General features: G+C 63.8%; 21 protein-coding genes. 9 read left to right on the top strand and 12 right to left on the bottom strand.

Features of this window, described 5'->3' with window-relative positions:
* Positions 1 to 41: 41 nt before the first annotated feature.
* Together ASE71_RS19915 and ASE71_RS19920 are read right to left on the bottom strand one after the other, a co-directional pair.
* On the bottom strand, positions 42 to 1,331 hold the full coding sequence (locus ASE71_RS19915) for an NAD(P)/FAD-dependent oxidoreductase (protein ID WP_034792353.1): 1,290 nt from the start codon (positions 1,329 to 1,331) through the stop codon (positions 42 to 44).
* A 386-nt stretch (positions 1,332 to 1,717) separates the two neighbouring features.
* Entirely contained in the window at positions 1,718 to 3,172 is a 1,455-nt protein-coding gene (locus ASE71_RS19920) for a L,D-transpeptidase family protein (protein WP_034792355.1), read from the bottom strand.
* A gap of 164 nt (positions 3,173 to 3,336) precedes the next feature.
* Between ASE71_RS19920 and ASE71_RS19925 the strand changes: the two genes are divergently transcribed.
* The 3 genes from ASE71_RS19925 to ASE71_RS19935 all read left to right on the top strand — a co-directional run bounded on the left by ASE71_RS19925 (position 3,337) and on the right by ASE71_RS19935 (position 5,027).
* On the top strand, positions 3,337 to 4,182 hold the full coding sequence (locus ASE71_RS19925) for a DUF4432 family protein (RefSeq protein WP_060515905.1): 846 nt from the start codon (positions 3,337 to 3,339) through the stop codon (positions 4,180 to 4,182).
* 92 nt (positions 4,183 to 4,274) lie between these two features.
* Positions 4,275 to 4,613, top strand: a complete 339-nt coding sequence (locus tag ASE71_RS19930) for a TIGR01244 family sulfur transferase (protein WP_060515906.1) — start codon at positions 4,275 to 4,277, stop codon at positions 4,611 to 4,613.
* Positions 4,614 to 4,676: 63 nt separating this feature from the next.
* Positions 4,677 to 5,027: a cupin domain-containing protein gene (locus ASE71_RS19935; RefSeq protein WP_060515907.1), complete on the top strand. Its 351-nt coding sequence runs from the start codon at positions 4,677 to 4,679 to the stop codon at positions 5,025 to 5,027.
* A gap of 277 nt (positions 5,028 to 5,304) precedes the next feature.
* Here the strand turns inward: ASE71_RS19935 and ASE71_RS19940 are convergent, their stop codons facing one another.
* The 3 genes from ASE71_RS19940 to ASE71_RS19950 are packed head-to-tail and all read right to left on the bottom strand — an operon-like array spanning position 5,305 to position 8,899.
* Positions 5,305 to 6,951, bottom strand: coding sequence for a thiamine pyrophosphate-binding protein (locus ASE71_RS19940; protein WP_060515908.1), 1,647 nt, complete (start codon positions 6,949 to 6,951; stop codon positions 5,305 to 5,307).
* Between the two features lie 47 nt (positions 6,952 to 6,998).
* Positions 6,999 to 7,952 (bottom strand): DMT family transporter, encoded by a 954-nt coding sequence (locus tag ASE71_RS19945; RefSeq protein ID WP_060515909.1) that lies wholly within the window; start codon positions 7,950 to 7,952, stop codon positions 6,999 to 7,001.
* 11 nt (positions 7,953 to 7,963) lie between these two features.
* Positions 7,964 to 8,899 carry an alpha/beta fold hydrolase gene (locus tag ASE71_RS19950; RefSeq protein ID WP_060515910.1) on the bottom strand — a complete coding sequence of 312 codons (936 nt, stop codon included), beginning with the start codon at positions 8,897 to 8,899 and terminating at the stop codon, positions 7,964 to 7,966.
* Positions 8,900 to 9,085: 186 nt separating this feature from the next.
* Here ASE71_RS19950 and ASE71_RS19955 point away from each other — a divergent pair, with 186 nt between their 5' ends.
* The 4 genes from ASE71_RS19955 (at position 9,086) to metF (ending at position 14,300) form a co-directional block, all read left to right on the top strand.
* Positions 9,086 to 9,868 (top strand): ribonuclease T2, encoded by a 783-nt coding sequence (locus ASE71_RS19955; protein WP_060515912.1) that lies wholly within the window; start codon positions 9,086 to 9,088, stop codon positions 9,866 to 9,868.
* Between the two features lie 208 nt (positions 9,869 to 10,076).
* The gene (ettA, locus tag ASE71_RS19960) at positions 10,077 to 11,726 is read left to right on the top strand and encodes an energy-dependent translational throttle protein EttA (protein WP_034792366.1); all 1,650 of its coding nucleotides are present in this window, start codon (positions 10,077 to 10,079) and stop codon (positions 11,724 to 11,726) included.
* A gap of 604 nt (positions 11,727 to 12,330) precedes the next feature.
* Positions 12,331 to 13,350: an ArsR/SmtB family transcription factor gene (locus ASE71_RS19965; RefSeq protein WP_060515913.1), complete on the top strand. Its 1,020-nt coding sequence runs from the start codon at positions 12,331 to 12,333 to the stop codon at positions 13,348 to 13,350.
* A gap of 2 nt (positions 13,351 to 13,352) precedes the next feature.
* Positions 13,353 to 14,300, top strand: a complete 948-nt coding sequence (metF, locus tag ASE71_RS19970) for a methylenetetrahydrofolate reductase [NAD(P)H] (protein WP_060515914.1) — start codon at positions 13,353 to 13,355, stop codon at positions 14,298 to 14,300.
* Positions 14,301 to 15,043: 743 nt separating this feature from the next.
* Here the strand turns inward: metF and ASE71_RS19975 are convergent.
* The 5 genes from ASE71_RS19975 to ASE71_RS19995 form a co-directional block, all read right to left on the bottom strand.
* On the bottom strand, positions 15,044 to 15,982 hold the full coding sequence (locus ASE71_RS19975; protein WP_060515915.1) for a DMT family transporter: 939 nt from the start codon (positions 15,980 to 15,982) through the stop codon (positions 15,044 to 15,046).
* 294 nt (positions 15,983 to 16,276) lie between these two features.
* Positions 16,277 to 17,506 carry a lytic murein transglycosylase gene (locus tag ASE71_RS19980; RefSeq protein ID WP_060516164.1) on the bottom strand — a complete coding sequence of 410 codons (1,230 nt, stop codon included), beginning with the start codon at positions 17,504 to 17,506 and terminating at the stop codon, positions 16,277 to 16,279.
* Between the two features lie 141 nt (positions 17,507 to 17,647).
* Positions 17,648 to 18,439, bottom strand: coding sequence for a GH25 family lysozyme (locus tag ASE71_RS19985; RefSeq protein WP_034792376.1), 792 nt, complete (start codon positions 18,437 to 18,439; stop codon positions 17,648 to 17,650).
* Positions 18,440 to 18,678: 239 nt separating this feature from the next.
* Positions 18,679 to 19,314 (bottom strand): class I SAM-dependent methyltransferase, encoded by a 636-nt coding sequence (locus tag ASE71_RS19990; protein WP_060515916.1) that lies wholly within the window; start codon positions 19,312 to 19,314, stop codon positions 18,679 to 18,681.
* Between the two features lie 36 nt (positions 19,315 to 19,350).
* On the bottom strand, positions 19,351 to 20,601 hold the full coding sequence (locus ASE71_RS19995; protein WP_060515917.1) for a DUF3419 family protein: 1,251 nt from the start codon (positions 20,599 to 20,601) through the stop codon (positions 19,351 to 19,353).
* A gap of 178 nt (positions 20,602 to 20,779) precedes the next feature.
* On the opposite strand from ASE71_RS19995, the gene ASE71_RS20000 reads away from it, so the two are divergent.
* Both ASE71_RS20000 and ASE71_RS20005 read left to right on the top strand, forming a co-directional pair.
* Complete coding sequence (locus ASE71_RS20000; protein ID WP_082566227.1) at positions 20,780 to 22,339, top strand: EAL domain-containing protein; 1,560 nt, start codon at positions 20,780 to 20,782, stop codon at positions 22,337 to 22,339.
* A gap of 128 nt (positions 22,340 to 22,467) precedes the next feature.
* Positions 22,468 to 23,820: a serine hydrolase domain-containing protein gene (locus tag ASE71_RS20005; protein WP_060515919.1), complete on the top strand. Its 1,353-nt coding sequence runs from the start codon at positions 22,468 to 22,470 to the stop codon at positions 23,818 to 23,820.
* Positions 23,821 to 23,887: 67 nt separating this feature from the next.
* Here the strand turns inward: ASE71_RS20005 and ASE71_RS20010 are convergent, their stop codons facing one another.
* Both ASE71_RS20010 and ASE71_RS20015 read right to left on the bottom strand, forming a co-directional pair.
* Positions 23,888 to 24,922: a lytic transglycosylase domain-containing protein gene (locus tag ASE71_RS20010; RefSeq protein WP_060515920.1), complete on the bottom strand. Its 1,035-nt coding sequence runs from the start codon at positions 24,920 to 24,922 to the stop codon at positions 23,888 to 23,890.
* 116 nt (positions 24,923 to 25,038) lie between these two features.
* Positions 25,039 to 25,674 carry a LysE family translocator gene (locus ASE71_RS20015; RefSeq protein WP_060515921.1) on the bottom strand — a complete coding sequence of 212 codons (636 nt, stop codon included), beginning with the start codon at positions 25,672 to 25,674 and terminating at the stop codon, positions 25,039 to 25,041.
* Positions 25,675 to 25,757: the final 83 nt, after the last annotated feature.

Raw genomic sequence — 25,757 nt, forward strand, 5'->3', positions numbered from 1 at the left:
TGGTCGCGAACCGAAATGAACGGTCCGCACCGTGCGCTACCTCAGAACCGACGGTCGATGAAGTGCTTGGCCTGGGCGCCTGCGTGGTAGAAGGCGGACTTCACGCCGCGCCAGGTGTCCGGGGTCACGGGCGTTTCGGCGAGCGGGATCGCCGAGGTTTCGCCGGTGACGTGGCTGGCGAGTGCGCGGCCGAAGACGGTGCCCGGCGCGATGCCGCGGCCGTTGTAGCCGCTGACGGAAACGACGTTGGGGGCGAGCGTGTGCATGGCCGGCAGGTTGTTGGTGGTCATGCCGATGCGGCCGTCCCACCAGTACTCAAACCGGAAATTGCCGATGAAGGGGAAGAGCTTGCGCAGCGAGCGGGCGGCAAAGGCGCGGTGCGTGCCTTCAGCGATCGCGTCGAGCCGGCCGATCGAGCCGAAGATCAGCCGGTTCTGCTGGTCCATGCGGAAGGAGGTCATGACGAGGCCGGTGTCCCAGGTGCCCTGGCGCTCCGGCAGGATGCGCTTGGCGACGGCGTCCGGCAGCGGATTGGTGGCGAACTGGAAATAGGGCAGGATCGTCAGTTCCTGCGTATGGGCCTGCCAGGGGCTCTCGGCGAAGAGGCCGCCATAGGCATTGGTGGCGAGGATCACCTGTTTCGCGCGGACCGTGTTGTTGCCGGCCTTCAGTACCCAGCTGTCGCCCTGGTGCTCCGCACCGGTCAGCGGCGTGTCGGTGTAGATCTCGGCACCGGCGGCAAGGGCAGCGCGGGCGAGCCCGCGGGCATAGGCGAGCGGCTGGATGGTGCCGGCGCGGCGGTCGAGCAGGGCGCCGGAAAAACCTTCAGCGCCGGTGAGCGCGTGCGCCCGCTCGGCCGAAAGCGCCTCGACCGGCGCGCCGCGCTTCTGCCACTGCGCTTCGCGGTCCTTGATCTCGGTGACGCCCTCGCTGCCGACGGCCATGTGCAGCGTACCGTTGCGCACCGCCTCGCAAGGCATCCCGTGTTTTTCCACGAGCGCATAGACCATCGAAGGGCCGTCGCCGAGTTCGGTCAGCAGCCGGTTGCCGGCCTCGGGGCCGAGCGTCGAGATCAGGTCGTCGGGCTTCACCCACATGCCGGCATTGACGAGGCCGACATTGCGGCCGGAGCCGCCAAAGCCGATCATCTTGGCTTCGATGACCGTTGCCTTCACGCCTTTTTCGGCCAGGTGCAGCGCTGCCGAGAGGCCGGTAAAGCCGCCGCCTATGATCGCCACATCGGTCGTCAGGTCCTGGCTGAGCGGCCTGGTCTCAGGGGCGGCCGGTGCCGTCGCATGCCAGAGGTTGGGCAGGGTGCGCTCCGTCGCCATTCAGGCCATCCTTCAAGTGCGGCCGCAGGTCGGCCATTGTCGTTGAGATATCCGGTGATAGCCGATTGCCGGAAAAATTCTCATGACAATGTTTCATGAAGTCATGATGGACGGGGAGAGCGGCGGAAGGGCTTTTGCACCCGGCGCTCGAAAAAAAACCGCAGCTGGGTCGTCGGCAGCTGCGGTCTTCGTAAATGGATAGGTCTGAAACGATTTAGCCGACGGGTCGGCGCAAAGAAATTTAAAAAAGAGTGCCTCGTCGTGGATGGTCGGCCAGGCAACTCCATCATCTATGCTGCAGGCGCGAAGTCACTCACCCAATTGGGGGAAGCCTCAAGAAAAATGCCAAAAAAACAACGGTTCGGTTAACGGGCGGCCGGCTTCGCTCAGTCGACGAACTCGACCGTGACGCCCGTGCTCACCATCTTGGCAAGCTCAGTCGCGTCCCAGTTGGTCAGGCGCACGCAGCCATGGCTCTGGGTCTTGCCGATCTTCGAGGGTTCCGGCGTGCCGTGAATGCCGTAGGTGGGCTTTGAGAGCGCGATCCAGACCGTGCCAACGGGACCGTTCGGGCCCGGCTGCAGGGTCAAAATCTTGTCGTTGTTGCCCTGCTTGAAGTTGATCTTCGGATTGTATGTGTAGCCCGGATTGAGCGCGATGCGCTCGACATTGACCGTGCCTGACGGAGACGGCGTATCGGACGAGCCGATCGTTGCCGGATAGGCGGCAATCAGCTTGCCGGCGTCGTCATAGGCGAGCACCTGCTTGCGCGCCTTGTCGGCGAGGATGCGGGCGACCTTGCCGGTCTTGTTGGCACCGGGGTTGATCACCTTGATGATCGTGCCTGGAATGGTGAAATCGACGCCCGGGTTCAACTCGCGCAGATAGGCCTCGTCCATGTGGAACTTCTCGCCGAGCATTTCCGTCGTCGAGGTGAAGGACATGTGCGGCAGCATCGCTTTGTGCGCGTAATCCTCGGGGATCGACGCGACATAGGGGCCGGCGGCGTCGGCGGCCGTGATCGTGTAGCTGGTGATCGGCATGCCGCCGTTCATCCGCAGCCGCTCGAGAATGTCGTCGGTGTTGTTGGGATCGAGCGTTTCGCCGGTCGACTGCTGAAAGGCTTCGATCGCCTTGGTGACGTTCGAGCCCATCTTGCCGTCGATCACGCCCGGCGAAAAACCTTCGCGGTCGAGGAAGACCTGAAGTGCTGTGATCTCGGCGCGCGACTTCGACTTGACCGAGATCGCGGGCGGCATCGATTGGCGCATTGGGTTGCCGTCGTTCGGATCGACGGAAGCCTCCTGGGTGCCGTCGATCAGGCCGGGCAGGCTGTTTGGCAGTTCGTTGCCGTCGGTCGACGGCGGAACGACGTCGCGGTAGTCGGGAACGGATCCGGTGACGTCGCCGGGCTCGGAATAGCCGTAGCCGCGCTCGGTTTCCCGGTAGCGTCGGTTGGAATAGATATCCACGTCACCCTGACGGCGATAGCCGCCGTAATCGCCCTGGCGGTTGCCGCCGTAGTCGCGTTGGCGGCCGCGATTATTGGGCACCACGGTTGCGACCACATTGCCCCAGCTGTCGATCAGAAGCGTGCGGCCACGGCTGTCGCGCATGGTCTGCACTTCGTCGGAGCGGGGTACATAATCGAGGATTTCGCCGTCGGGCGTGACCAGCATGACATCGTCGCCATAGCGATTGTAGCCGCGATAGTCCTGCGCGAAGGCGGCCGTCAGATCCACGGCAAGAAAGCCGACTGCGGCGAGGAGCGAGAGGCCTGTGCGGGTCGCTGACGTCACGAGAGAACCTGTTTTCATTGTGGTGAATGTGGCGCGATACATTTCGATTTCGACGTTAATGTGAAAAAAATGAATTCATCATGAACAAGCAGTTAAATTCTATCTAGGCGGCGCAATCCCGGGCTTCAACCGGTGAAATGCGTCTCTCCTCAGCTATCATCTCTTTGTGATTGCAGTGATTCTGCGGCCGATTTGAGGAGGAGAACATGCTGAAGACGCTCGAAGAACCACAGGATTTTCAAGAGAATCATGTGCTGTTCGACCGGCTCTCCGCGCTCGATATCGCCGCCTTCGTCGTCGACGGTATCGACCTGTCGCCGGGTGCTGCGATCCCGTCGGATGGGGACCCGAGGATCGACCGGGCGCTGGCCGGTTTTCTCTTTACCTGCGGTCCAGACCATATCCGCCATCCCGAGGCGATCGAAGGTGGCGCGGAAGGCGCATGCTATCCGCTGCACGGGTCACTGGCCGGAACAGCCGTCAGCCACGCGGAGATGGCGAGCGACGGGGCCGAGTGCACGGCGACGATCGAGGTGGCGCTCGCCGATGGCGGGCGGGCGCGGGTCGAGCGGCGCTGGCGGATCGATGCCGCGCGGCACGAAGTGGTGCTCGAAGATCGCGTCGTCAATTCCGGCGGCACCGCCTTTCCGCCTGTCATGATGTATCACCTCAACATTGGCGGCCGGTTGCTCGGGGACGAGACCCGCATCGTCAGCGCTTCGCTTGCAGGCGGGGAGAGCGCCTGGTGCTTCGGCACCGGCGAGAGCGCACATTTCTGCCTGCCGGCGGCCATCGGTTCCGATGGCTGGTCGGAGGTCACGCTTGCGGATCTCGCGGGGCTCGGCGGCCGAAATCTGAAAGTGCGGTTCCGGGCCGATACTTTGCCCTTCCTGCAGATGTGGCGCTGCCAGCGCGGCGAGGCCAACGTGATCAGCATCGAGCCGGTATCGCACCGGATCGCCAAACGGCCGGAGTTGGCTGCGGCCGGGGAACTGACACCGCTTCAGCCGGGCGAGGCGCGCAGCTACGCCATCGCCTTTTCGGTCGTCTGATCCTGCGCCTTGACGATGCGGCTTTTGAATTGACGGGAGATAAGGCTGCGCCTACATCAGAGGCCGGGAAATTTGCCTCAAGGAAGACGACCATGGACATCCGCCAGATCAACGACGAATACTCGGTTACCGGCCAGATCGCGGTCGAGGACCTCGACCAGATCAAGGCGCTCGGCTTCAAGTCCATCGTCTGCCACCGCCCGGACTTCGAGGCGCCGGACCAGCCGACCTTTGATTCCATCGCCGCCCGTGCCGAAGAACTCGGCATCGAAGCCAAGCACATTCCCGTCGGCCCGATGGGCGTGACCGCCGATGCCGTGAAGAGCATGGTCGACGCGCTCGACGAGTTCCAGCGGCCGATGCTCGGCTATTGCCGTTCCGGCGCGCGCTCGACGGCCGTCTACCAGCAGACCCAGCATATCCGCGGCTGAGCCACGCAAAATCCAAACTCTCGCGCTCGGCCGCATCGTTCCATCTGACAGTGGAGGACCGGCATGGCCGAAGCGCATCTCATTTCGCGGGAGCAATGGGCGGATGAGCCCGACGCCTGGAAGGGCGAATTCGAGGGCGGCGCCTATGGCGCAGGCCTTTCGGTGATCTTCGTTTCCACCGACGAGATCGGGTACGGGCCGAAATTGCACCGCCATCCCTATCCGGAAACCTTCATCGTCCGCGTCGGCCGCGCCCGCTTCACCGTCGGCGACCGCATCATCGATGCCGAGGCCGGTCAGATCGTCGTGGCGCCGGCCAATGTGCCGCACAAGTTCGAGAACCTCGGGCCGGGGCGCCTGGAGACGACCGATCTGCATGAGGCCGGTGCGTTTTCGACGGAATGGCTGGAGTAAGCGGCTGGACGTATCTCGCAGGCAGTTAGCGGGCGTGATCGTTCCCCGCGCCGCCGAGGCGGCGCTGCTGGATTCGGTGGCCGATCGGCGTTCAATTGGCGCACGACGCCCTGGGAAGCGTCGCTTCGCCCGCACGCTGGCAGGCACAGAAGCGCGGGCGCGTGGGAAGAAGGCCCCCGTCGCAAATGCTCCAGCGCCCTCATTCCTGTGCTTGTCACAGGAATCCAGCCACGGCGCGTCTGCGCCGTGATTGAACCCTTTCTTGAACAAAGCCTGCTCAGCCTGCCCTGATCTCGCTCAGTGTGCGCGTCGGGGTGATCGCTTCGGGATCGAGCTTGATCTCGATGATCGACGGCTTGCCGCTGGCGCGCGCCCTGAGGAAGGCGTCGGCAAACTCTTCCGTCTTCTCGACCGTCTCGCCGTGGCCGCCATAGGCGCGGGCAAGGGCTGCAAAATCCGGGTTGGTGAGATCGGTGGCGCTGACGCGACCGGGATAGTCGCGCTCCTGGTGCATGCGGATCGTGCCGTAGATACCGTTGTTGACGACGACGGTGATGATCGGCAGGCGGTAGCGCACGGCGGTTGCGAATTCCTGGCCGTGCATCAGGAAGCAGCCATCGCCGGCAAAGCAGATGACTTCGCGATCCGGATGCAGCTGCTTGGCGGCGACCGCCGCCGGCAGGCCGTAACCCATTGAGCCCGAAGCCGGGGCTGCCTGGGTGGCGTAGCGGCGGAAGCGGTGGAAGCGATGCACCCAGGTGGCGTAGTTGCCGGCGCCGTTGGTGAAGATCGTATCCTCCGGCACGTTCGCCTCGATCCAGTTCATGATCGGGCCCATCTGCACCGCGCCCGGGCCGGTTTCCGGCGGGGTCGACCACTTGAGATAGGCGGCGTGCATGGTCTCGGTGCGTGCGGACCAGCTCGGTTCGCTCGGCGGTGCAAGGCTTTCGAGCGCGGCGACGAAGTCGCGCGGGCTGGCGGCAATCGCCAACTCCGGACGGTAGACGCGGCCGAGCTCGGAACTGTCAGGATGCACATGGACCAGCGTCTGGCGCGGGTAGGGGCTATCCATCAACGTATAGCCGGACGAGGGCATTTCCGAGAAGCGGCCGCCGATAAGCAGGATGAGATCCGCTTCCTTGACCTCTTTTGCCAGAGCGGGGTTGATGCCGATGCCGACGTCGCCGGCGTACATCGGGTGCAGGTGATCAAACAGCATCTGGCGACGGAAGGAGCACCCGACCGGCAGCTTCCAGCGTTCAGCGAAGCGCTGGAATTCAGCAACGCTTTCCGCTGTCCAGCGAGTGCCGCCGAGGACGGCGATCGGGCGCTTGGCGTTGCTCAGCATTTCGCCGAGCCGCTTCATCTGCGCCGGACCTGGATGACCCTCGACCGGCTGGTAGGGTTTGGCGGCGGGTGCCTCGGCGCTGCGGGTCAGCATGTCCTCGGGGAGCGTCAGCACGACAGGGCCGGGGCGGCCGGACGTGGCGACCGCGAAGGCGCGGGTGACGAATTCCGGAATGCGGGCGGGATCGTCGATCTCGCCCACCCATTTGGCGACCTCGGTGAAGGCGCGGCGGTATTCGATCTCCTGGAAGGCCTCGCGCTCGCGCGCTTCGCTCTGAACCTGGCCGATGAAGAGGATCATCGGGATCGAATCCTGCTTGGCGACATGGAGGCCGGCGGAAGCGTTGGTCGCGCCAGGGCCGCGGGTCACCATGCAGATGCCGGGCTCGCCGGTCAGCCGCCCCCAGGCATCCGCCATCATCGCGGCCCCGCCTTCCTGGCGGCAGACGAGCACGTCGATGTCGGTGTCGTAGAGCGCGTCGAGCACGGCGAGATAGCTTTCCCCCGGCACGCAGGCGATGCGCTTCACCCCGTTGGCGACGAGCGCGTCAACGATGAGCTGACCTCCAGTTTTCATGATATTCCTCCCGATGGTCTTTCTTTTGTTTTCAGATGGCTTTGTTGTCAGATGGCTGGCGACACCGGAGCGACGCTCGTGTCCTTGTGCACGCGGCGCTCGCGCCAGATGATGTAGAGGCCGGAGCCGATGATGATGGCGATGCCGAGCCACTTCAGCGCGTCGGGCAGGTCGCCGAAGACGAGCCAGCCGAAGATCGTGGCCGAAACGATTTCGAGATACTGCAGCGGCGCCAGCACCGAGGCCGGGGCGGCGCGATAGGCATAGACGCCGAGCACGCCTGAAATGGTGGCGGTGACGCCGACGCCGAGCAGGTAATACCAGGTGTACCCTTCTGGCCAGACCGGATCGAAGATGCCGGAACCGGTGCCTTCGCCGAAATAAAGCAGCACGAGACAGAAGAGCGCGCCCCAGACGCCGGCGTGAAACTGCATCGACCAGGGGTCCTCATTTTGCGCGACCATGCGGGTGACGAGCAGAAACACGGCAAGACCGAAGGCGGCCACAACAGGCAGAAGGGCGATCCAGCCGACCTCCTGCATGCTCGGCTGGATGACGAGCAGCGCGCCGAAGAAGCCGACACCGCAGGCGGTGTAGCGCCGCCAGCCGATCGTCTCCTTCAGGAAGATGCTGCCGAGGATCGTGAGGATGATCGGCTCGACGAAGAAGATCGCGATCGCGTCGGCGACTTCCATGACCTTCAGCGTGGTAATGAAGGAGAGCATGGTCACGACCAGCAGACCGCCCCGCAATGCGTGCAGCCCGGTCTTCTTCCAGGTGAGATCAAACAGGCTGCCGCGGACAAGCACGATCGGCAGGATGAAGACGACCTGCAGCAGAAAGCGCACGGCGGTGATTTCGGCCGAGGGAACGGTGGCGATCGCGAGCTTGGCGAAGATGTCGATCAGCGGCGACAGAAGCACCGAGATCACCATCAGCGTCAGCCCGAAGGAGATGCGGTTGTGGTCGGCGGCGATCTTGGGAAGCGACATGTCGGCCATGATATTTCCGGTCAGCGCCGCCCTGCGACGGCGCGCAGGCACCAGGCGGCAAAGTCGGCCGTCGCCTCGTCCCGGCCGAGTTCGTTCAGTGTTTCGTGGCGCATGCCGTCATAGACGGTGACGCTAACGTCGCTGAGACCGGCGGCTTTCATCTTCGTGCCAAGCCAGCGGACGGCGTTGCCCATCTCGGTCGACGGGTCAGCGCTGCCGCCGACGAGATGAATGGGCAGGTTTTTCCGGAGCCGCGCCAGCCGGTCGGGCCGGGCGCCATCGAAGGACAGGCGGAAAAGATCGAGCCAGAGCGAGACCGTCGCATCGAAGCCGCAGAGCGGGTCGGCGGCATATTTGGCGACCTCGGCATCGTCGCGCGACAGCCAGTCGAGATCGGTCTTGCGATCCTTGATGGCGCCGCCCCACATGCCGAAGGTGAGCTTGGTCAGAAGCGGGCTCGGCACGTCAGACCCTTTGAGCGCCTTTTCGATCTTCAGGATCACCTGTCCGCCACGGCCGGCAAGGCCCGGCCGGAAGTTGGAGTTCCAGACGGCAAGCGCATCGTAGAGGCCGGGATCGGTTTCGGCGGCATTGAGCGCGATCAGTCCACCCATGGAATGGCCGAAGAGGATGACCGGCAAGCCCGGATGGGCGGTGGTCGCAATCTCCCGCACTGCCCGGATGTCCGCGAATATCTTGTCGAGGCCGTCGCGGCTTGCGAACATCCCAAGCTGGGCGTCAGGCGCCCGCGTCGCGCCGTGGCCGCGATGATCGTGGGCATAGACATGGAAGCCGTGACCGGCCATCGCCTCGGCAAAGCGGGCATATCGGCCGGAATGCTCGGCAAGGCCATGGCTGACGAGAAGGATGCCGCGGGCTTCTGTGGTTGCCGGAAAATGCCGCCAGCTCAAGCTGGCACCGGTCGGGCTCTGATGCGTCTTCACCTGCCCGAACATCTCTACTCCCGGAAGCAATCGACAGACCTTTGAGATTTCAAATCGATTTGCGTGGCAAAGGCAATCGCCGCTTGTTGATCGTTGCGCATGAGGTCACAAGCGATTTGACGGTGCATTACATTAGGGGTTGCAATTTTCCCGTTTTGGGCGATATTTGTTCCCGTTTTGTTTTTGCGGGAGGATATCATGGTCCGTTTTTGTAAAGCGATATCAGGTTCTGTGGCGGGCATCCTGGCAGCGCTGACGCTGTTGCTTGCGTCCGGCGCCTTTGCAGCCGGTGAAGACGCATCCAAGGGTGCTCCGCCGGCAAGTTCAACCAGCCGCACCGACTATGTGCTGGCGGTCAGTTGGCAGCCCGGTTTCTGCGAGACGCGGCCGCAACGCAAGGAATGCGAGAGCCAGACGGCGGAACGCTTCGATGCCACCAACCTCTCGCTGCATGGCCTGTGGCCGCTGCGCAAGAGCTATTGCGGGGTCGCGGCAGAAGCGCGGGCAACCGACCGCAAGGGCAGCTGGCTGGAGCTGCCGAAGCTTGCCATGGCCGACGACACCGCGGCGCGGCTGCTTATCGCCATGCCCGGCGTGCAATCCGGTCTCGACCGGCACCAGTGGCTGCGAAGCGGCACCTGCCAGAGCGGCTCGGTCGACGACTATTTCTCGGTGCAGCTGCGCATGCTGGAAGAGCTCAACCGCTCGGCGGTCGGGGCACTTTTCCGCCAGCGTGTCGGTGCGGAACTCGATGAGGCGGCGATCAAGCAGGCCTTCGACCAGAGTTTTGGCGCTGGAGCCGGCGACCGGGTGCGCATGCGCTGCCAGACCGTGCAAGGCCGCAGCATCATCACCGGGCTGACGATCGGGCTCACGGGCGATGTTATGAAGGCTGCGAGCCTCGGGCCGCTGATCCAGGCCGCAGGCACGACCGAGTTCAAGTGCGCCAAGGGTATCGCCGATACTGCCGGTCGCGGGTAGGGTGTTTCGCCCGGTCGGCCATGTCAGCGCCTTATGGTGCGGCCTTGACTGCGCGGGCTTAGGCGCCTTCCGGGAAAGCCTGCCGGGCGTTCCGATGGCGATGTTCGTTTTGGGATAGGGCGGGGGCGGATGCCTTTGATCATTGCCCCCTTCCTATAATTCGCCTACATAGCGGGCAAATTTCCTTATCCCTGCGGAGCATTCCCTCATGGCACGTCAGTTCATCTATCATATGGCCGGACTTAATAAGTCCTACGGCGCGAAGAAGGTTCTTGAGAACGTTCATCTGTCGTTCTACCCGGATGCCAAGATCGGTATCCTCGGCCCGAACGGCGCCGGTAAGTCGACGGTTCTGCGCATCATGGCCGGCCTCGACAAGGAATTCACCGGCGAGGCCTGGGTGGCCGAAGGTGCGACCGTCGGATACCTGCCGCAGGAGCCGCAGCTCGATCCGACGAAGACGGTGCTTGAAAACGCCATGGAAGGCGTCGCCAAGAAGAAGGCGATCGTCGACCGCTACAACGAACTGATGATGAACTATTCCGACGAGACGGCGGAAGAGGGCGCCAAGCTCCAGGATATCATCGACAGCCAGAACCTCTGGGATCTGGAAAGTCAGGTCGAAATGGCCATGGAAGCGCTGCGCTGCCCGCCGGGCGACGCGGAAGTCACCAACCTGTCGGGCGGTGAAAAGCGTCGTGTCGCGCTCTGCAAGCTGCTGCTCTCGCAGCCGGACCTGCTGCTCCTCGACGAACCGACCAACCACCTCGACGCCGAGACGATCGCCTGGCTCGAAAAGCACCTGCGCGAGTATCCGGGCGCCGTGCTGATGATCACCCACGACCGTTACTTCCTCGACAACGTCACCGGCTGGATCCTCGAGCTCGACCGCGGCCGCAGCATTCCCTACGAGGGCAACTACTCGGCCTACCTGGTTGCGAAGGCCAAGCGCATGCAGCAGGAAGGTCGCGAAGAGGCGTCCCGCCAGAAGGCGATCGCTCGCGAACAGGAATGGATCGCATCCAGCCCCAAGGCTCGTCAGGCCAAGTCCAAGGCGCGTATCCGCTCCTATGACGAACTGGTCAACGCGGCGGAAAACCAGCGTCCCGGCGACGCGCAGATCATCATCCCGGTCGGCGAACGTCTCGGCCAGGTGGTCATCGAGATGGAAGGCGTCACCAAGGGCTATGGCGATCGCCTGCTGATCGACGGCCTGTCGCTGAAGCTGCCGCCGGGCGGCATCGTCGGCATCATCGGCCCGAACGGCGCCGGTAAGACGACGCTCTTCCGCATGATCACCGGCCAGGAACAGCCCGACAGCGGCTCGATCCGCATCGGTGATACCGTGCACCTCGGCTATGTCGACCAGAGCCGCGACGCGCTCGACGGCAACAAGACCGTCTGGGAAGAAATCTCCGGCGGTGCTGAAGTCATCAAGCTCGGCAAGCACGAGATGAACTCGCGCGCCTATTGCTCGACCTTCAACTTCAAGGGCGGCGACCAGCAGCAGAAGGTCGGCAACCTCTCGGGCGGTCAGCGCAACCGCGTTCACCTCGCCAAGATGCTGAAGAACGGCGGCAACGTGCTGCTGCTCGACGAACCGACCAACGACCTCGACACCGAGACGCTGGCAGCGCTCGAAATCGCGCTCGAAAACTTCGCCGGTTGCGCCGTTATCATCAGCCACGACCGCATGTTCCTCGACCGCCTGGCAACGCACATCCTCGCTTTTGAAGGCGACAGCCAGGTCGAGTGGTTCGAAGGCAACTTCGAAGACTACGAGAAGGACAAGATCCGCCGCCTCGGCCCGGACTCGGTCAACCCGAAGCGCGTCACCTACAAGCGCCTGACGCGCTGATTTCAGCCGCCGCCATATCGCGGCGCTGGACCTTGCTGCGTCCGTTGAAGCGGGCGCTGCAACATTTGTTCTAGGAACGGGCGAGGCGCAGGCTTCGCCCGTTTTCCTTTGTCTCCTGACCTGAGGCGAAGACCAGCTGTCGCTCGGTTGCGCGCCAGGGTCTGTTCGTCGCTTGGCCCGCGCGGGGGATGAACGTGCGGGACGCTCCAAGGGTCGGCGTAACGATCAGCTCTGCGGTTGCCGTCCCGATGGCGGGCGCGAACGGGCGTTTGCAGGTTTGTCTATCGCTGCGGCGAGATGGGCTGTCGGATGACGCGTACCTGGGGCGGCACAGACGCGGATAGTGTGGCGTCCCAACACCGGGAAGGGCGCCGGGTTTGTCACGGTTGGGTGGGGCTGCCCTCATTCCGGTCGTGAAGTCGGCCTACTAGCGGGACCTTCGCAGGTCTACTGACGTGCCGCCCGAGACATCGTTTGTGGCGCATGGCGTCCATACACAAGCCTCTGTTCCGCCGGCGGCATTGTTTGGCCTCTCCGCGCAAATCCGCTTGCGTCACCACCGCAAATCACATAAACATATCTTTATGTGTTGATGGGGATCGCTATGGCTCTGCAGAGAGAACTGGGTCTGGATGCGTTGGTGGACGTGCTGAAGGCGGCGGGCGAGCCGACCCGCATGCGTCTCGTCGCGCTTCTCGCCGCCGGCGATCTGACCGTCACCGATCTTACCGAAATTCTCGGTCAATCGCAGCCACGCATTTCCAGGCATCTGAAGCTGCTGGCGGAGGTCGAGCTGATCGACCGCTACCAGGAGGGCGCCTGGGCCTATTTCCGCCTCCGTCAGGACGGTGCCCGGGTCGGGCTCGTGCGGGCGATGCTGGCTTCCGCCTCCGCCGACGACGCGGTGTTGGCGCGTGATGCAGCCCGGCTCACCACCTTGAAGAAGGCGCGCTCGGAGAAGGCGCAGGCCTATTTCAGCCGCAACGCCGCCGGCTGGGACGAGCTTCGCCGCCTGCATGTCAGCGAGCGTGACGTCGAGGCGAAGCTGCGCGAAATGGTGGGCGACGAGCCGGTCGAAAGCTTGCTCGATCTCGGCACCGGCACAGGCCGCATCCTGCAGCTGTTCGAGGGCCTCTATCGGCGCGGTATCGGCGTCGACGCCAGCCGCGACATGCTTGCGGTGGCGCGCTCCAATCTCGATCGCGCCGGCATCACCAAGGCGTCGATCCGCCATGGGGACATCTTCAACCTGCCGCTCGACGGCCAGGCCTTCGACCTCGTCACCATTCACCAGGTGCTGCATTTCCTCGAAGAGCCGGAAGCCGCGATCGCGGAAGCCGCGCGCATGCTGATGCCGGGTGGACGGCTGGTCATCATCGACTTCGCGCCGCACGGGCTTGAGCATCTGCGCGACGAGCACGCCCATGCGCGCCTCGGCTTCTCGCACCAGGCGATGGCCGATTGGCTGGCGAAGGCTGGCCTTGTGCTCGAGAAGACCACGGATCTTTCGCCTGAGGGGGCGAATGATGGAAAATTGACGGTGACGATCTGGCTCGCGCGTGATCGGCGGGCCATGAACGAGAATGAAACGCCGCGGCCGCGTGTCCAGGCGGGGGGAGTATAATAATGACGGCACAGACGCTTTACCCGGCCGAACGCGGCAATCTCCGGCTCTCCTTCGAATATTTCCCGCCCAAGACCGACGAGATGGAAGCGCAGCTCTTCCAGACGGCAGACGACCTTTCGGTCTTCGGTCCGGCCTTCATCACCGTCACCTACGGCGCCGGCGGCTCGACCAAGGCGCGTTCGCTGACGACGGTCAGGCGCTTGATCGCGGAAAGCGGCTTTGCCAATACCGCCGCGCACCTGACCTGCGTCGGCGCGCCGAAGGCGGAGGTCGATGCGGTGATCGACGAATATCTCAGCTTCGGCGTCCGCCACTTCGTGGCGCTGCGCGGCGATCCCCAGGGCGGCATCGGCAGCACTTACCAGCCGCATCCCGAGGGTTACGCCAGCAGCACCGACCTCGTGCGGGCGATCCGTGCGCGCGGGGACGACATCGAGATTTCCGTCTCCTCCTATCCGGAGAAGCACCCGGAAAGCCCTGACGTCGCCGCTGACATCGACATGCTGAAGCGCAAGGTCGATGCGGGCGCAACCCGGGCCCTGACCCAATTCTTCTTCGACAACAATGATTTCGAGCGCTACCTCGAACGAGTGCGGCGCGCTGGCGTCAACATCCCGATCGTGCCGGGCATCCTGCCGATCAACAATCTGGCGCAGGTGCAGAAATTCGCTGGCCTCTGTGGCGCCACCGTGCCGGAGGCGATCGTCACGCGGCTCGTGCATCTCGAGGACCAGCCGGTCGAGCGCTTCAAGGAGGCGACCCACATCGCCGCCGAGCAGATCGTCGATCTCGCCCGGCGCGGCGTACGCGATTTCCATATCTATTCGATGAACCGCACGCCGCTGGTGACAGCCGTGCTGGATCTCGTCGGTTTCGAGCGGGCCTCTGTGGAAGCGGTGGGCGCGATCGATGCACCGCGGATGGTGGCGGCCGGCGCGGCCGCCTGACCTTCGCTCGCACCTTGCGACGGGCAAGGTGCGCTTCGCCATGTTGAACTTCCGAATGGCTGCGAACGCGCCGCGTGTCCTGGCAGACAGAGGTCGCCGCCGCGCTTTGGTATGGCTCCATGCCTTTTGGGGTCTCTTCGGCTGCGGTCGCAGCAAGCGTCCCGATCGCTACAGCATCCACCAAAAAGGAAAGCGCCCGAAGATCGATCTTCAGGCGCTTTCTCGTTTGTCGCAGCGTCTAGACCTTATGCTCTCTTGGCGGTCTAACTGGCTTGGTGCTGCAAAATGGTTTCCCGGAAATTTAAGTCCCTATTCGGTTTGGACTCTCAGCGGCCGCTCCTCAGATGAAGAGCATCGTGGCCACGAATACGAACGCTGCACTGATCATGATGACATTCAGCGAATGTGTAAGGCCCATGGAAGACCCTCCCTGCGTTAACGCGTTAAAACATAGGGCGAAATCACGACACGTTAAAGGGAAACTTGTGCTGCAGTGCGAAATGCGTGAGCCGGCGCTGCCTTATTCACAGGCCTATAGTTCTGATTTTATTTAAGTTTCCAGGCTGCCACATTTTTTTCACAATCGCTTCAGCAAGGTTAATATAAACGTTTGTTACCGTGCGTGAGTGGCCCGGAGCGGGACGAAAATCGGCCGTCGATTCCCCCGCAAACCATGTCTTTTTCACGCGGTGCGAAGCACTCAAGGTGTGTGGGCTTTTCCTGTAACCGACCACGATCAGACGTCAGGCGACCCGCCTGAAACGCAGGATTCGACCGTCGAGCACGGCAAGGCCAAGGGCGATCAGCACCATGCCGGCAAAATCGGCCGCCTGCAGCGTCTCGCCGAGAAAGAGGTAGCCGAGCAGGATCGCGCTTGGCGGCACCAGCAGGGTGACCAGTGAGGCATTGGTGGCGCCGGCCGCGCGCATGATGCGGAAAAAAAGGATGTAGGCATAGGCCGTCGAAACCAGCGCCAGGCCGAGGATCGACAGGATCACCTCGACGGGCGGCATCGGCAGCAGCCAGGGCGTGTCGGTAAAGGCGGCCACCGGCAGCGCGATCAGCGTCGAGGCGGTCAGCTGGCCTGCGGCCGTCACGGGAGGCGCGAGATCGCGGAAGCGTTTGCCGTAGGTCGCCGCAAAACCATAGCTGATGGCGGCAAGCACCGGCAGCAGCAGCGCCCAGAGCGGCACGCTGCTTGTGGTGCCGAAGAGACCGGCAACGGCGCTCGGCCCGATCAGGACGACGGTGCCGGCGAGCCCGAGCAGACAGCCGGCGATCTTGGCGGAACTCAGCTTCTCGTCCTCGGTCGCCATGTTGGCGATGATCACGGTCCAGACCGGGGTCGTGGCGTTGAGGATCGCCGCCAGTCCGGCGCCGATGTGGGTTTGTCCAAGGAAGATGAAGGCGTGTGGAATGGCGTTGTTGATCAGCCCCATCAGCGCGAATTCGCGCCAGCGGCCGGCAAGCGCCTCGTACATGCCGAAGCGGCCGCGGATGTAGATATGCAGCGCCAGGGCTGCCAGGCCCAAACGCAGGAACACCAGCGTGAAGGGCGGCACATGGGCGACGGCAACGCGGGCGAAGAAGAACGATCCGCCCCAGATCAGGCCGAGCAGGGCAAGCAGCGCCCAGGTCCCGGCGCTCATCTGATTGCCATCGACGGTGCTTCGCGCATTCATGGTGATGCCTATCCGTGCTGATTGCGTGGTGGCGTCAGTCTCCCTCCGCCGGGTGGACGCCATGGCGCAAGCGCCTGGTTACCGCTCCCGGATCGGTTGTGCTCCGACACAGGATACATAACCCGGCACGCCCGGCGGAACCACCCGGTTCTTGCGGCGATGATGAGGGCGGCATGCGTGGGGGCGAGCCGGTGGGCTCTCATCAACCGGGATCCGGTCGGCCGTTGTGGCATGAAAAAACCCCGGAGATCGATCCGATCTCCGGGGTCATGGTTTTGAAACGGCGGTTCGGGCTTAAAGCGCGTTCAGGAGTTCGAGCGTCGCCCAGCCGTCGGCCGGACGGCCGAGGCGGAGCTGCTCCTTCTGGAGTGCCGCGCGGGTGCCGGAGCCGAGGATGCCGTCGATCTTGCCGACATCGTGGCCGAGCGTCTGCAGCTTGCTCTGCAGTGCCTTCATGCCGGTGTCGTCGAGGCCCGGTTCCGGATTGCCGCCTTCATAGGTCGGCGCGCCGCCGAGACGGGTCGCGAAATAGGCGGCAGACGTTGTGTAGATGAACGACTGGTTCCATTCGAGATAGACGTTGAAGTTGGGGTAGGTGAGGAAGGCCACGCCCTTGCGGCCCTGCGGCAGCACCAGCGAGGCTTCGAGGTTGCCGAAGGCGGTGTCGCCGTTGCGCGGCTTGACGCCGAGCGCGAACCAGTCGCTGGCCTTCATGCCCGGCTGCAGGCCGGTCTTTTCCCAGGGGAGTTGCTCGGGAACGCTGACTTCCTGGATTACCGGCTGGCCAGCCTTGTAGCCGAGGCTCTGGATGAACTTGGCGGCGGTCAGGATCGCGTCGGGCGAGCTCTTCTTCAGGTTGACGTGGCCGTCGCCGTCGCCATCGACGCCATAGGCGATGATGTCTTCCGGCAGCATCTGCACCTGGCCGATCTCGCCGGCCCAGGCGCCTGTCGTCGTCGCCGGGTCGAGGTCGCCGTGCTGGACCATCTCGATCGCCGCGATCAGCTGCGGGCGGAACATCTCTGGACGGCGGCAGTCGTGGGACAGCGTCACCAGCGCGTCGCGGGTGTTGAAGTCGCCCTGGACGGCGCCGAAGTCGGTCTCCATCGCCCAGAAGGCGGTGATGACCGGGGCCGGCACGCCGAATTCGTTCTCTGCGCGAGCAAAGACGTCAGCATATTCCTTCATCTTCTGCTGGCCGATATCGAGGCGCGACTTGCTGACGGTGCGTTTGGAGAATTCGGTGAAGGTCTGCTTGAAGACGCCCTGGGTGCGGTCGCGGCTGAGCACCTTTTCATTGATGGCGGCACCGGCGAGCGCCCGGTCAGCGACATCGGCCGGAACGCCCTTGGCGACCGCTTCGGCCTTCACGCCCTGAAGGAAGGTTGCGAGATCGCCACCGCAGGCAACGGCCGGGGATGCCGTCTTCGCGCCTGTCGAGGCTGCGGTCTGGGCGGCGGCGGCCGAGGCGGTCAGCGCCAGAAGAGCGACGGAGGCAAGCGCGCGCCGGGCTGTGCGGGTCATCATGAAATTCCTTTCTTTGCCGTGGGGCGCCTTGCACCACCACGGGCAATCAAATCGCTGCGAAATCTGTCGTTGCTCTCTCAGAGCATTATGACCGAAAGAAGAAAATGGGTCTTCCTGCCGCACCTGTCGGCAGGAATGTCAGTTCTGCTTCGGCTGCGAGACCGCGGCGACCCAGTTCTTCCAGTTTTTCGCCGAGCCGGCGAAGACATTGATATCGGTGGCGCCGTCGATGCCGGGGATGACCCCGGTGCTGGTATATTGCCAGAACGCCCAGCGGCGCTCGACGTAGACCTCACCCGGATGCTTGGCGACCGAGCGCACCCAGAAGTGATGTTCCTTGAACTGGTCGACGAGATTGTCGCGGTGGAAGTCGACCGAGGTGTAGATGATCGGGCGCTTGCCGTAATGGGCTTCGAGCCGGTCCATGAAGCGCTTCATCTCGACGCGCACTTCGTCCGGCGTCGGGCGATGGCGGCAGGTCTTCGATTCGCCGTTCCACTCGACGTCGAGAACCGGCGGCAGATAGACTGCGCTCTTCGGCACGTTGGCGATGAACCAATCGGCCTGGTCGTCGGCGGTCGAGCAGAAATAGTAGAAGTGATAGGGCGCATAAGGGATGCCGGCGGCCCGTGCCTTCTGCCAGTATTCGGGAAAGCGGGTATCGACCCGGTCCTTGCCTTCCGTCGCCTTGATGAAGGCGAAGGAGACGCCCGAGTTCTTCACCTTCATCCAGTCGATATCGCCATTCCATTTCGAAACGTCGATGCCGTGGATATTGTGGTGCTGCGGGGTCCGGTCGCCGAAGTTCTGCGGGTCCGTATCGTGGAAGCGCGGCGGGATCGATGCCGTCTGCATCAGGTCATAGTCCGTCGACGAGCAGCCGGAAAGAAGGGTGGCAAGCGGCAAGAGAGCCAGGAGAAGCCGGCGCATGATTTTCCTGTCTAGAGACGATCGATGATCCTGCCTCACACGATGGCTTCCTGTCGGTGATTTCCCCAGTGAGGCGTGAACCCCATTTTCACCATATCATCGTAAAAATTAAGTTAGCTCAAGCGGGAATTGCGGACGGCAGAAAAGCGCAAAAGCGCCGAAAACCAGGCGGTTTCGGCGCTTGCCGGAATGGCTGCCCTCAGGCGGGATGCAAAACCTTTGTGTAAACCGCCTGCCGTTCAGGCGGCGATCGCCACGGAAGGGCGGTGATAGACGGCGAGCCAGGCATAGCCGCGGCCGATCGTGCGCCGCTCGAGATCGGCACCATTTTCGCGGGCTTTCTCGCGTAACACGTCGAACAGCCGCTCGCGCGGCGTCACGTGGAAGCGGTTGAGCCAGCCGTGCAGCGCCCGGCGGAAGCTCGTCGGCAGGCGTTCCTGCTGGCCGAAATCGGCAATGTGCAGCGAGCCGCCCGGATTAAGCGCTGCGATCGCCGCGTCGATCGCCTTCTGCCAGTCGGGGATCATCGACAGCGAGTAGGAGATGACGATGTGATCGAAACCCCTTTCGCCGAAGATCGCCGGATCGAAGTCCGTTGCGTCGGCGACATGCAGCGTGGCGCGCCTGTTGCCGCCACGGTTGAGCTTCGCGCCGGCCGAGGTCAACATTTCCTGGGATATGTCGAGCCCGAACAGGCGGGCCGACGGGAAACAGCGGCCGATCAGCGCCAGATTGCGGCCGGTGCCGCAGCCGACCTCAAGCACCGAGGCACCGGAGGCCGGGTTCATGTCGCGGATCAGCGTGTCGCGGCCGAAGAGGTAGTACTTCCGCGTGAGATCGTAGAAGTGCCGCTGATAGCGGTACATGTGGTCCATGCGCCGCGCGTGGGAGATCCCGGCCTGTTGCACGTCTCAGCCCTTCCTGCGGTAGATGTGGAAGCCGCCATAGATGGCGGAGCGGTCTTCGGCGCCGAGCCGTAGCGAGGTTTCGGCATCGTAGTGCCACTGGTCGAGCAGGGCCGGGGAGACACGGCCGGGCAGGATGCTGTCTTCCGCCGCGGTGCGGAAGATCACCACTGCGCCCTCATCCGCCGTGCGGGTGATCTCGGTCCAGAGGTCGTTCAGCTGCTGGTCGGTCATCCAGTCCTGCGCGTCGAGCAGGATATAGCGGTCGACCGAGCCGGCGGATTTGCCGGCGAGAAGCTCGGTGAAGCTTGCGTGATGCACCTCGACGCGCTCGGCATTGTTGCGGATCGCCTCATAGGCGCCGGCGTCGAGATAGGGCGGCAGGTCGCCTTCATGCGGCAGCGGGTAGCGGCGGCCGAAGGCCTGCCAGGCGAAGTAGTTTTCGCGCAGCGGGAAGTGACAGGTGAGCTTCTCCAGGCGATGGCGCAGAACGGCGGCGAGCGACTTTTCGGCACTCAGGCTTGCGAGCTCGTCGAACTGCTGCGGCGGAATGCCGAGGCCGAAGAGCGAGCTCTTGCGCCCGGTGATCCAGCGGATGACGGGACGATCGAAGAGCGGTGCCAGGCGCTCGTCGAAGAACTGTCGCTGTTCACGCATGGAGCGCGCCTGGACGAAGTCCTCCGGATTGACGCCGTGCAGGCGGGCAAGCAGGTGGCTGGCTGCAATGAAGCGGCCGAGCAGACCGGTGCGGTAGATATTGCGGCCAAAGACGCCGATACGCCGGCGACCGGTCATGTCGCGGCCGGTCCAGTAGCTGCGCGTCGCTGTATCAAGCTTCGGCGCGAGGAAAAGATCGAAAGCCTGGACGTTGGTCGTCGTGCCCTGGATCGCCAGGAAGCGCGTGACATCCTTGTGGCTCGGCAGATGGCGGAAGGCTGCGAGCTTCAGGCGGTTGAGCGCGATATGGTGCGGGTTGAGGTCGACGACGTCTATTTTCCGTGGGCCGGCCGACAGATAGGTGAGCATGTTGCAGCCGCCGGAGCCGATGGTGACGATCCGGCTTTCCGGGGTCAGTTGCATCGCCTCCATGTCGACGATCGGATCTTCCCAGATCTGCGGATAGACGAGGCCCGAAAAGAGCAGGCCGAACAGACGTTCCGAGAAGCCTGCGAGGGAGAGGGTCTTGTGCTGGAGCAGGGCGTTTTTCAGCTTCGGATTTTTTCTGCCAAAGCCAACGTCGGAAGCGATTTCATTCATCTCAGACGGTCATCCAGTTGAAACTTAGGCGCTTCTAAAGTGACTCGGCTACACTTTGATGACGGGCTTTCTCACAGGGCCGGGGCGGTCTCCGGAACGTAAATCTACAATTTTTCACCCATAAGAATTCATTAAACCCTGACGTGCTAGCACCGCCTTACATACGGGGGGCGTCGACATGATGTTAGGTACGTTTCTGCCGAAGCCCGAGCAGCGATTTGCGGCTGCCGGCGCGGCATTGGGGGCTCTGGTTTCTGTGGCGTGGCTTGCCAGCGGAACCGCTCTTCCCGACCAGATGGCGCCGCATTGGGACGTCCCTGCCGTTATGGCGGCCGGCGCCATGCCTTTCATCCTCGGCGGCTCCTTCTATCGCTGGCGCTACTCGCGCCGGCTTGAGCTGGAGCTGCGTGCCGCGCGGCGCGCCGAGCGTCGCCTGCGCAACGAAGTCCATCGCGACAAGCTGACTGGGCTTGCAAACCGCGCTGCGCTCGAGGCCGATATCAGCCAGGCACTCAGCGCAGAAGGTGCCGCGTTTGCGCGCAACGCCTTGCTTCTTCTCGATCTCGATCGCTTCAAGGTGATCAACGACACGCTGGGACATGACGCCGGCGACCGGTTGCTGGCTCTGTTCGGCGCCCGGCTCAGGCGTGCCTTTGCCGGCGAGGCGACGGTCTACCGCCTCGGCGGCGACGAGTTCGTGCTTGCGGCCGCGTGCGCGCCGTCTCAAGCCGATGCGGAAATGCTCGCAACGCGGGTGGAAAAGCTGTTCGAAGCGCCGTTCGATCTCGGGGAAACGCGCATCGCTTCCGGCTGCAGCATCGGCATAGCCTTCATCGAGCGGTCGGACAAATCGACATCCGACGTGTTGAAAAGGGCGGACTTGGCGCTTTACGAAGCCAAGGCGATCAGCGGCAACAGTCATGCCTTCCACTCGGAAACCCTGAGTCATGCCGTGCGGCAGCGGGCGGAAGCCGAGCGCGATCTTACGCGCGGTTTCGAGGCAGAGGAGTTCTTTCTCGCATTCCTGCCGATCCTCGGCATCGAAAGCGGCTCCATCGGTGGGTTCCAGGCGCTGCTGCGCTGGCGGCATCCGCATCTCGGCGTCATCGGCGCGGAAACGTTCGAGCCGCCGGAGCAGAGCGCGACTACGCTGGCGCTTGCCGCCTGGGCTCTTCAGTCCGCCTGCAGGCAGGCGGCCGGCTGGTCTTTCCCGAAAGGGCTGACGATTGCACCCTTCGTCTCGCAACTGCGCGACCGCGATTTCGTCACGCAGGTGGAGCGGTGCCTTTCGGATGCCGGCCTTTCGCCGGAACGCCTGACGATCGAGGTCGCCGAGGGCGTCTCGACCGACGATCTTGTCATCGTCACCGAAAACTTGCGGGGGCTGCGCGCGCTGGGCGTTCGCGTCGCGCTTGGCGGCGGCTCCGCTTCGTCGCTGCCCCTGAACCAGATCTCCGACGTGCAGCCCGACCAGGTGACCGTCGATCTCGCCGCCGTGCGGGCCGCACATGGCAGCGAACGCAGCGTGGCGTTGCTCGCCTGCCTGATCAAGACCGGACAGGTGCTGCGGCTTTCGATCGCCGTCAGCGGTGTCGAGAAGGAGAGCGAGGCGGATTGCGCGCGGGCCTGTGGCGCTGCCGAGATCCGCGGTCCCTGGGTTTCGCCTGTTATGGCCGACGTGTCGGTGCTCGTCGGCGACGGCGAAGCGGGAGAGGCGCGCCTCTCTGCGAGTGCGTGAGCGAGAGCTCGAAGCGCTGCACTTTTTTCGACTGCTTGTGCGTTTTTCCAATATGAAAAGTTGAGGCGGCCGGGCTTTCCCTTGCAGCAAAATGCTGGTTCTCTTTGCGCATCAGGCCGGAGGATCGCATGGGACGTTTGTTGAAGATTTCGGGTGCCGTGCTGGCGCTCATCGTCGTCGGTCTGTTCGGTTGGCTTGCGCTGGCGCCGCCGGAACTGCTGAAGGTCGGCGACGGCTATGCGGCGAAAATCGTCTGTTCCAACGTCTTCATCGCCGAGCGCGATGCCCAGGCTGTGCTCGCCGACGACGTGCAGGCCCCCGGCCATCCCTTGCTCAAGCTGGTGCGCGTCGGTGTCGACAAAGAGAAACAGCTGGTGACGGCGCGCATCCTCGGTTTTGCCGCACCCGGTTACGCGGCCTATCGTCCGGGTGCCGGCTGCGCCAGCCTGCCGGACGGCGATGCCGCGGCTCTGGCACCGATCGAAACGAAAACCGCCGCTTCAGCGCCCGTGCCGGGTGTGGCCTGGCCCGAAGGCGAGGGGGCCGTGATCGAGCCGTCCTTGCAGAAGCTCGTCGAGGACGCTGACCTCGCCGGGCCGGGCATGCGGGCGATCGCCGTGATCCACGACGGCCAACTGGTGGCGGAAACCTATGGCCAGGGTTTCGACCGTTCGACGCCGTTGCTCGGCTGGTCGATGACCAAGTCGGTGACGGCGGCGCTGATTGGCCTCAGGATTGCAGAAGGGCGCATGGACGTGTCGCAGGGCGACCTGCTGCCGGAATGGGCCGGGGACGAGCGGGCGGGCATCACGCTTGCGGACCTGATGGGGATGCAGAGCGGGCTTGCCTTTAACGAGAATTATGGCGCCGTCACCGACGTGACGCGCATGCTCTATCTGGAAAGGGACATGGCGGGTTTTGCCGCGACGCGGACGTTGGGTGCAAAGCCCGGCACAAACTTCAGCTATTCCAGCGGCACCAGCACGCTGCTGTCGCGGATCTGGATGCGCACCTTCGACGATCCGGCGACAGCGCTTGCCTTTCCCTATGACGCTTTGTTTGCGCCGCTCGGCATGACAAGCGCCGTCCTGGAGACGGACGAGAGCGGCACCTTCGTCGGTTCCTCCTACATGTATGCGACGACGCAGGACTGGGCGCGGTTCGCGCAGCTCCTGCTGCAGGACGGTGTCTGGAAGGGGAGGGCGATGCTGCCGAAGGACTATGTCGCCTTCATGCGCACGCCGACCAAGGCATCGGGCGGCAAATACGGCCAGGGCCAGGTATGGCTGGAGGAAAACGGCGCGCGGGCGGGAACGGGCAGTTTCCCGGCGGATGCCTTCTGGATGCTCGGGCATGACGGCCAGGCGATCATGCTGGTGCCTTCGCTGAAGCTGGCGGTCGTGCGGCTGGGGCTTACGCCTTCGCGGCTCGGCTATGACGTGCAGACACTCAACGCCAAAATAATAGAGGCGCTCGATTGAGCGCCTCGTAAGGATATTCCAGAGCCGTCGAGAAGCAGCTTCGCTTCGGGCCAGCCGGGTGGCCGGCTTACTTCATGCCGAGCTCTTCGAGCAGGCCCTTGCGCTTGGCGTGATAGTAATAGCCGCTGGCATAGAGCTTTACTGCGCTGTCATGCTGGTTGTCGGCCACCATCCAGGCGCCGTGCAGATACTTGGTCGCGTATTTGAGGTTGGTTTCGGCGTCGAACAGACCTTCCGCCGGACCGTCATAGCCGAGACCCTTGGCGGTGTTGTAGCGGATCTGCATCAGGCCGTAATTGCCCTTGCTGTAGGCGCGCGGATTGTAATTGCTCTCGCGCTTGACGACGCGGTGCACCAGTTCCACGGGAATGCCGTTGAGATCGGCATAGTACTTGATCATCTTGTCGAGTTCGGGACGCGAGCTCGTCGGCGTCTTGGTGAATTTCATCGAATCCGGAATGACGTTGGCGACTGCGGCCACCGTCGAGCCGATGACGCCGGTCTTCGGGCGCTCGGTCGGAACGATCATGCGGTTGGCGACCAGCGTTTCGAGGCCGACCGGTTCGCCGGTGTCGAAGTCCGATTCCATCGCGGCTGCAACTGCGAGCGTCGAGACCGGCAGATCCTGGACGCGGGCCGTCTTGGTTGCCGTCGGCGAGAGGGCAGCGGATGCCACCTGAGTGGAGTCGGCGGGCGAGGGGGCTTCCGCAGCGGCAATCGCCGCGCTGGCGCCGGTCTGCGTCGTCGGGGCAACCATGGCAAGCGCCATGGTGTCGCCCGGCTTGGCCGCGGGGACCGCGACCAGTGCGGGTGCTGCTTCCGCACCCTGTGCCAGATCGGTCGCGACCGGATAGGTGGCGGCGACCCCAGCGGTCTGAGCCGTCAAGGCCGCGCTCGTTGCGGTAGCGGCGCCGTCGGGCGTCGGCAGTGCATAGGCGGTCATTTCTGTGCCGGGCTTTGCGAGGGGCGTAACCGTCTGCACGGCCGTGAGGTCTGCCAGCGACGTGTGCTCTACCGTTGAGCATCCCGAGACGATGGTCGCCGACAACAAAGCTGCCACGCCAAACGTCTGTTTGGAAAGGGAAATACGGTAATTCGCCATTCTGTCACTTTCGTGCTTCTGGGCCCCGTAGCCCCTGCAAATCAGCGGTTGCCAGCCGCCAAGCGTGAATCTCCATTAACCTATGAGGCTGGCGGCGGCAAGCGTGGGGTCGAATTTCAGGCCGTGGCCCGCTTCATCGTGGCCGTCAAAAGCCCGGCGCCGATCAGCATGGAGCCGCCGGCGCGGTTGACGATCCGCCGCACATTCGGCTTGGAAATCGTGCTGCGGGCGGCGGTCGCAAGGGCTGCATAGAGGCTGGCATTGAGGATCGCGAGCGTGAGGAACGTCAGCTCGAAAATCGCCATCTGGGTAAAGAGCGGCTGGCTGAGATCGAGGAACTGCGGCAGGAAGGCGACGAAGAAGACGATGCTCTTCGGGTTCAGCGCAGTCACCGCATAGGTATGAAAGAAGATGCGAAGCGGGCGTTCCGTCGACGTGGTTTCGAGGTCGACGTCACCGCCGGCGGCCACCGGCGCGCGCCAGAGCTTGATGCCGAGCCAGATAAGATAGGCAGCGCCCACCCATTTCAAGACGGTGAAGATGGCGGCAGAGGTGGCAAGCAGGGCGCCGAGGCCGAGCATGGAGGCGGTCATGGCGGTGAAATCGCCGAGCGCCACGCCGGCGACCGTCGCGCCCGCGGTCTTGCGGCCATGGCCGAGCGCGTAGGAAATGACGAGGAGAATGGTGGGGCCGGGGATGGCGAGCAGCACGGCCGAGGCCGCGGCAAAGGCAAACCAGTGTTCGAACGACATGAAAAAGCTCCGCGCTAAAGGTGGTGTTCGGCAATCAATTCGCCGAGCCAGCCACGGAAACGCGGAGCCGTCAACGTCTAATC

The sequence above is a fragment of the Ensifer sp. Root954 genome (genome assembly GCF_001429005.1).
Lineage (GTDB): Bacteria > Pseudomonadota > Alphaproteobacteria > Rhizobiales > Rhizobiaceae > Ensifer > Ensifer adhaerens.

Coding starts and splice junctions, on each gene's coding strand:
- ASE71_RS19965 (WP_060515913.1), top strand. CDS start 12,331: ATGGCTCTGCAGAGAGAACTGGGTCTGGATGCGTTGGTGGACGTGCTG.
- ASE71_RS19985 (WP_034792376.1), bottom strand. CDS start 18,439: ATGCGCCGGCTTCTCCTGGCTCTCTTGCCGCTTGCCACCCTTCTTTCC.
- ASE71_RS19930 (WP_060515906.1), top strand. CDS start 4,275: ATGGACATCCGCCAGATCAACGACGAATACTCGGTTACCGGCCAGATC.
- ASE71_RS19955 (WP_060515912.1), top strand. CDS start 9,086: ATGGTCCGTTTTTGTAAAGCGATATCAGGTTCTGTGGCGGGCATCCTG.
- metF (WP_060515914.1), top strand. CDS start 13,353: ATGACGGCACAGACGCTTTACCCGGCCGAACGCGGCAATCTCCGGCTC.
- ASE71_RS19995 (WP_060515917.1), bottom strand. CDS start 20,601: ATGAATGAAATCGCTTCCGACGTTGGCTTTGGCAGAAAAAATCCGAAG.
- ASE71_RS20005 (WP_060515919.1), top strand. CDS start 22,468: ATGGGACGTTTGTTGAAGATTTCGGGTGCCGTGCTGGCGCTCATCGTC.
- ASE71_RS19940 (WP_060515908.1), bottom strand. CDS start 6,951: ATGAAAACTGGAGGTCAGCTCATCGTTGACGCGCTCGTCGCCAACGGG.
- ASE71_RS19975 (WP_060515915.1), bottom strand. CDS start 15,982: ATGAATGCGCGAAGCACCGTCGATGGCAATCAGATGAGCGCCGGGACC.
- ettA (WP_034792366.1), top strand. CDS start 10,077: ATGGCACGTCAGTTCATCTATCATATGGCCGGACTTAATAAGTCCTAC.
- ASE71_RS19935 (WP_060515907.1), top strand. CDS start 4,677: ATGGCCGAAGCGCATCTCATTTCGCGGGAGCAATGGGCGGATGAGCCC.
- ASE71_RS20000 (WP_082566227.1), top strand. CDS start 20,780: ATGATGTTAGGTACGTTTCTGCCGAAGCCCGAGCAGCGATTTGCGGCT.
- ASE71_RS19925 (WP_060515905.1), top strand. CDS start 3,337: ATGCTGAAGACGCTCGAAGAACCACAGGATTTTCAAGAGAATCATGTG.
- ASE71_RS19920 (WP_034792355.1), bottom strand. CDS start 3,172: ATGTATCGCGCCACATTCACCACAATGAAAACAGGTTCTCTCGTGACG.
- ASE71_RS19945 (WP_060515909.1), bottom strand. CDS start 7,952: ATGGCCGACATGTCGCTTCCCAAGATCGCCGCCGACCACAACCGCATC.
- ASE71_RS19915 (WP_034792353.1), bottom strand. CDS start 1,331: ATGGCGACGGAGCGCACCCTGCCCAACCTCTGGCATGCGACGGCACCG.
- ASE71_RS19950 (WP_060515910.1), bottom strand. CDS start 8,899: ATGTTCGGGCAGGTGAAGACGCATCAGAGCCCGACCGGTGCCAGCTTG.
- ASE71_RS19980 (WP_060516164.1), bottom strand. CDS start 17,506: ATGACCCGCACAGCCCGGCGCGCGCTTGCCTCCGTCGCTCTTCTGGCG.
- ASE71_RS20010 (WP_060515920.1), bottom strand. CDS start 24,922: ATGGCGAATTACCGTATTTCCCTTTCCAAACAGACGTTTGGCGTGGCA.
- ASE71_RS20015 (WP_060515921.1), bottom strand. CDS start 25,674: ATGTCGTTCGAACACTGGTTTGCCTTTGCCGCGGCCTCGGCCGTGCTG.
- ASE71_RS19990 (WP_060515916.1), bottom strand. CDS start 19,314: ATGGACCACATGTACCGCTATCAGCGGCACTTCTACGATCTCACGCGG.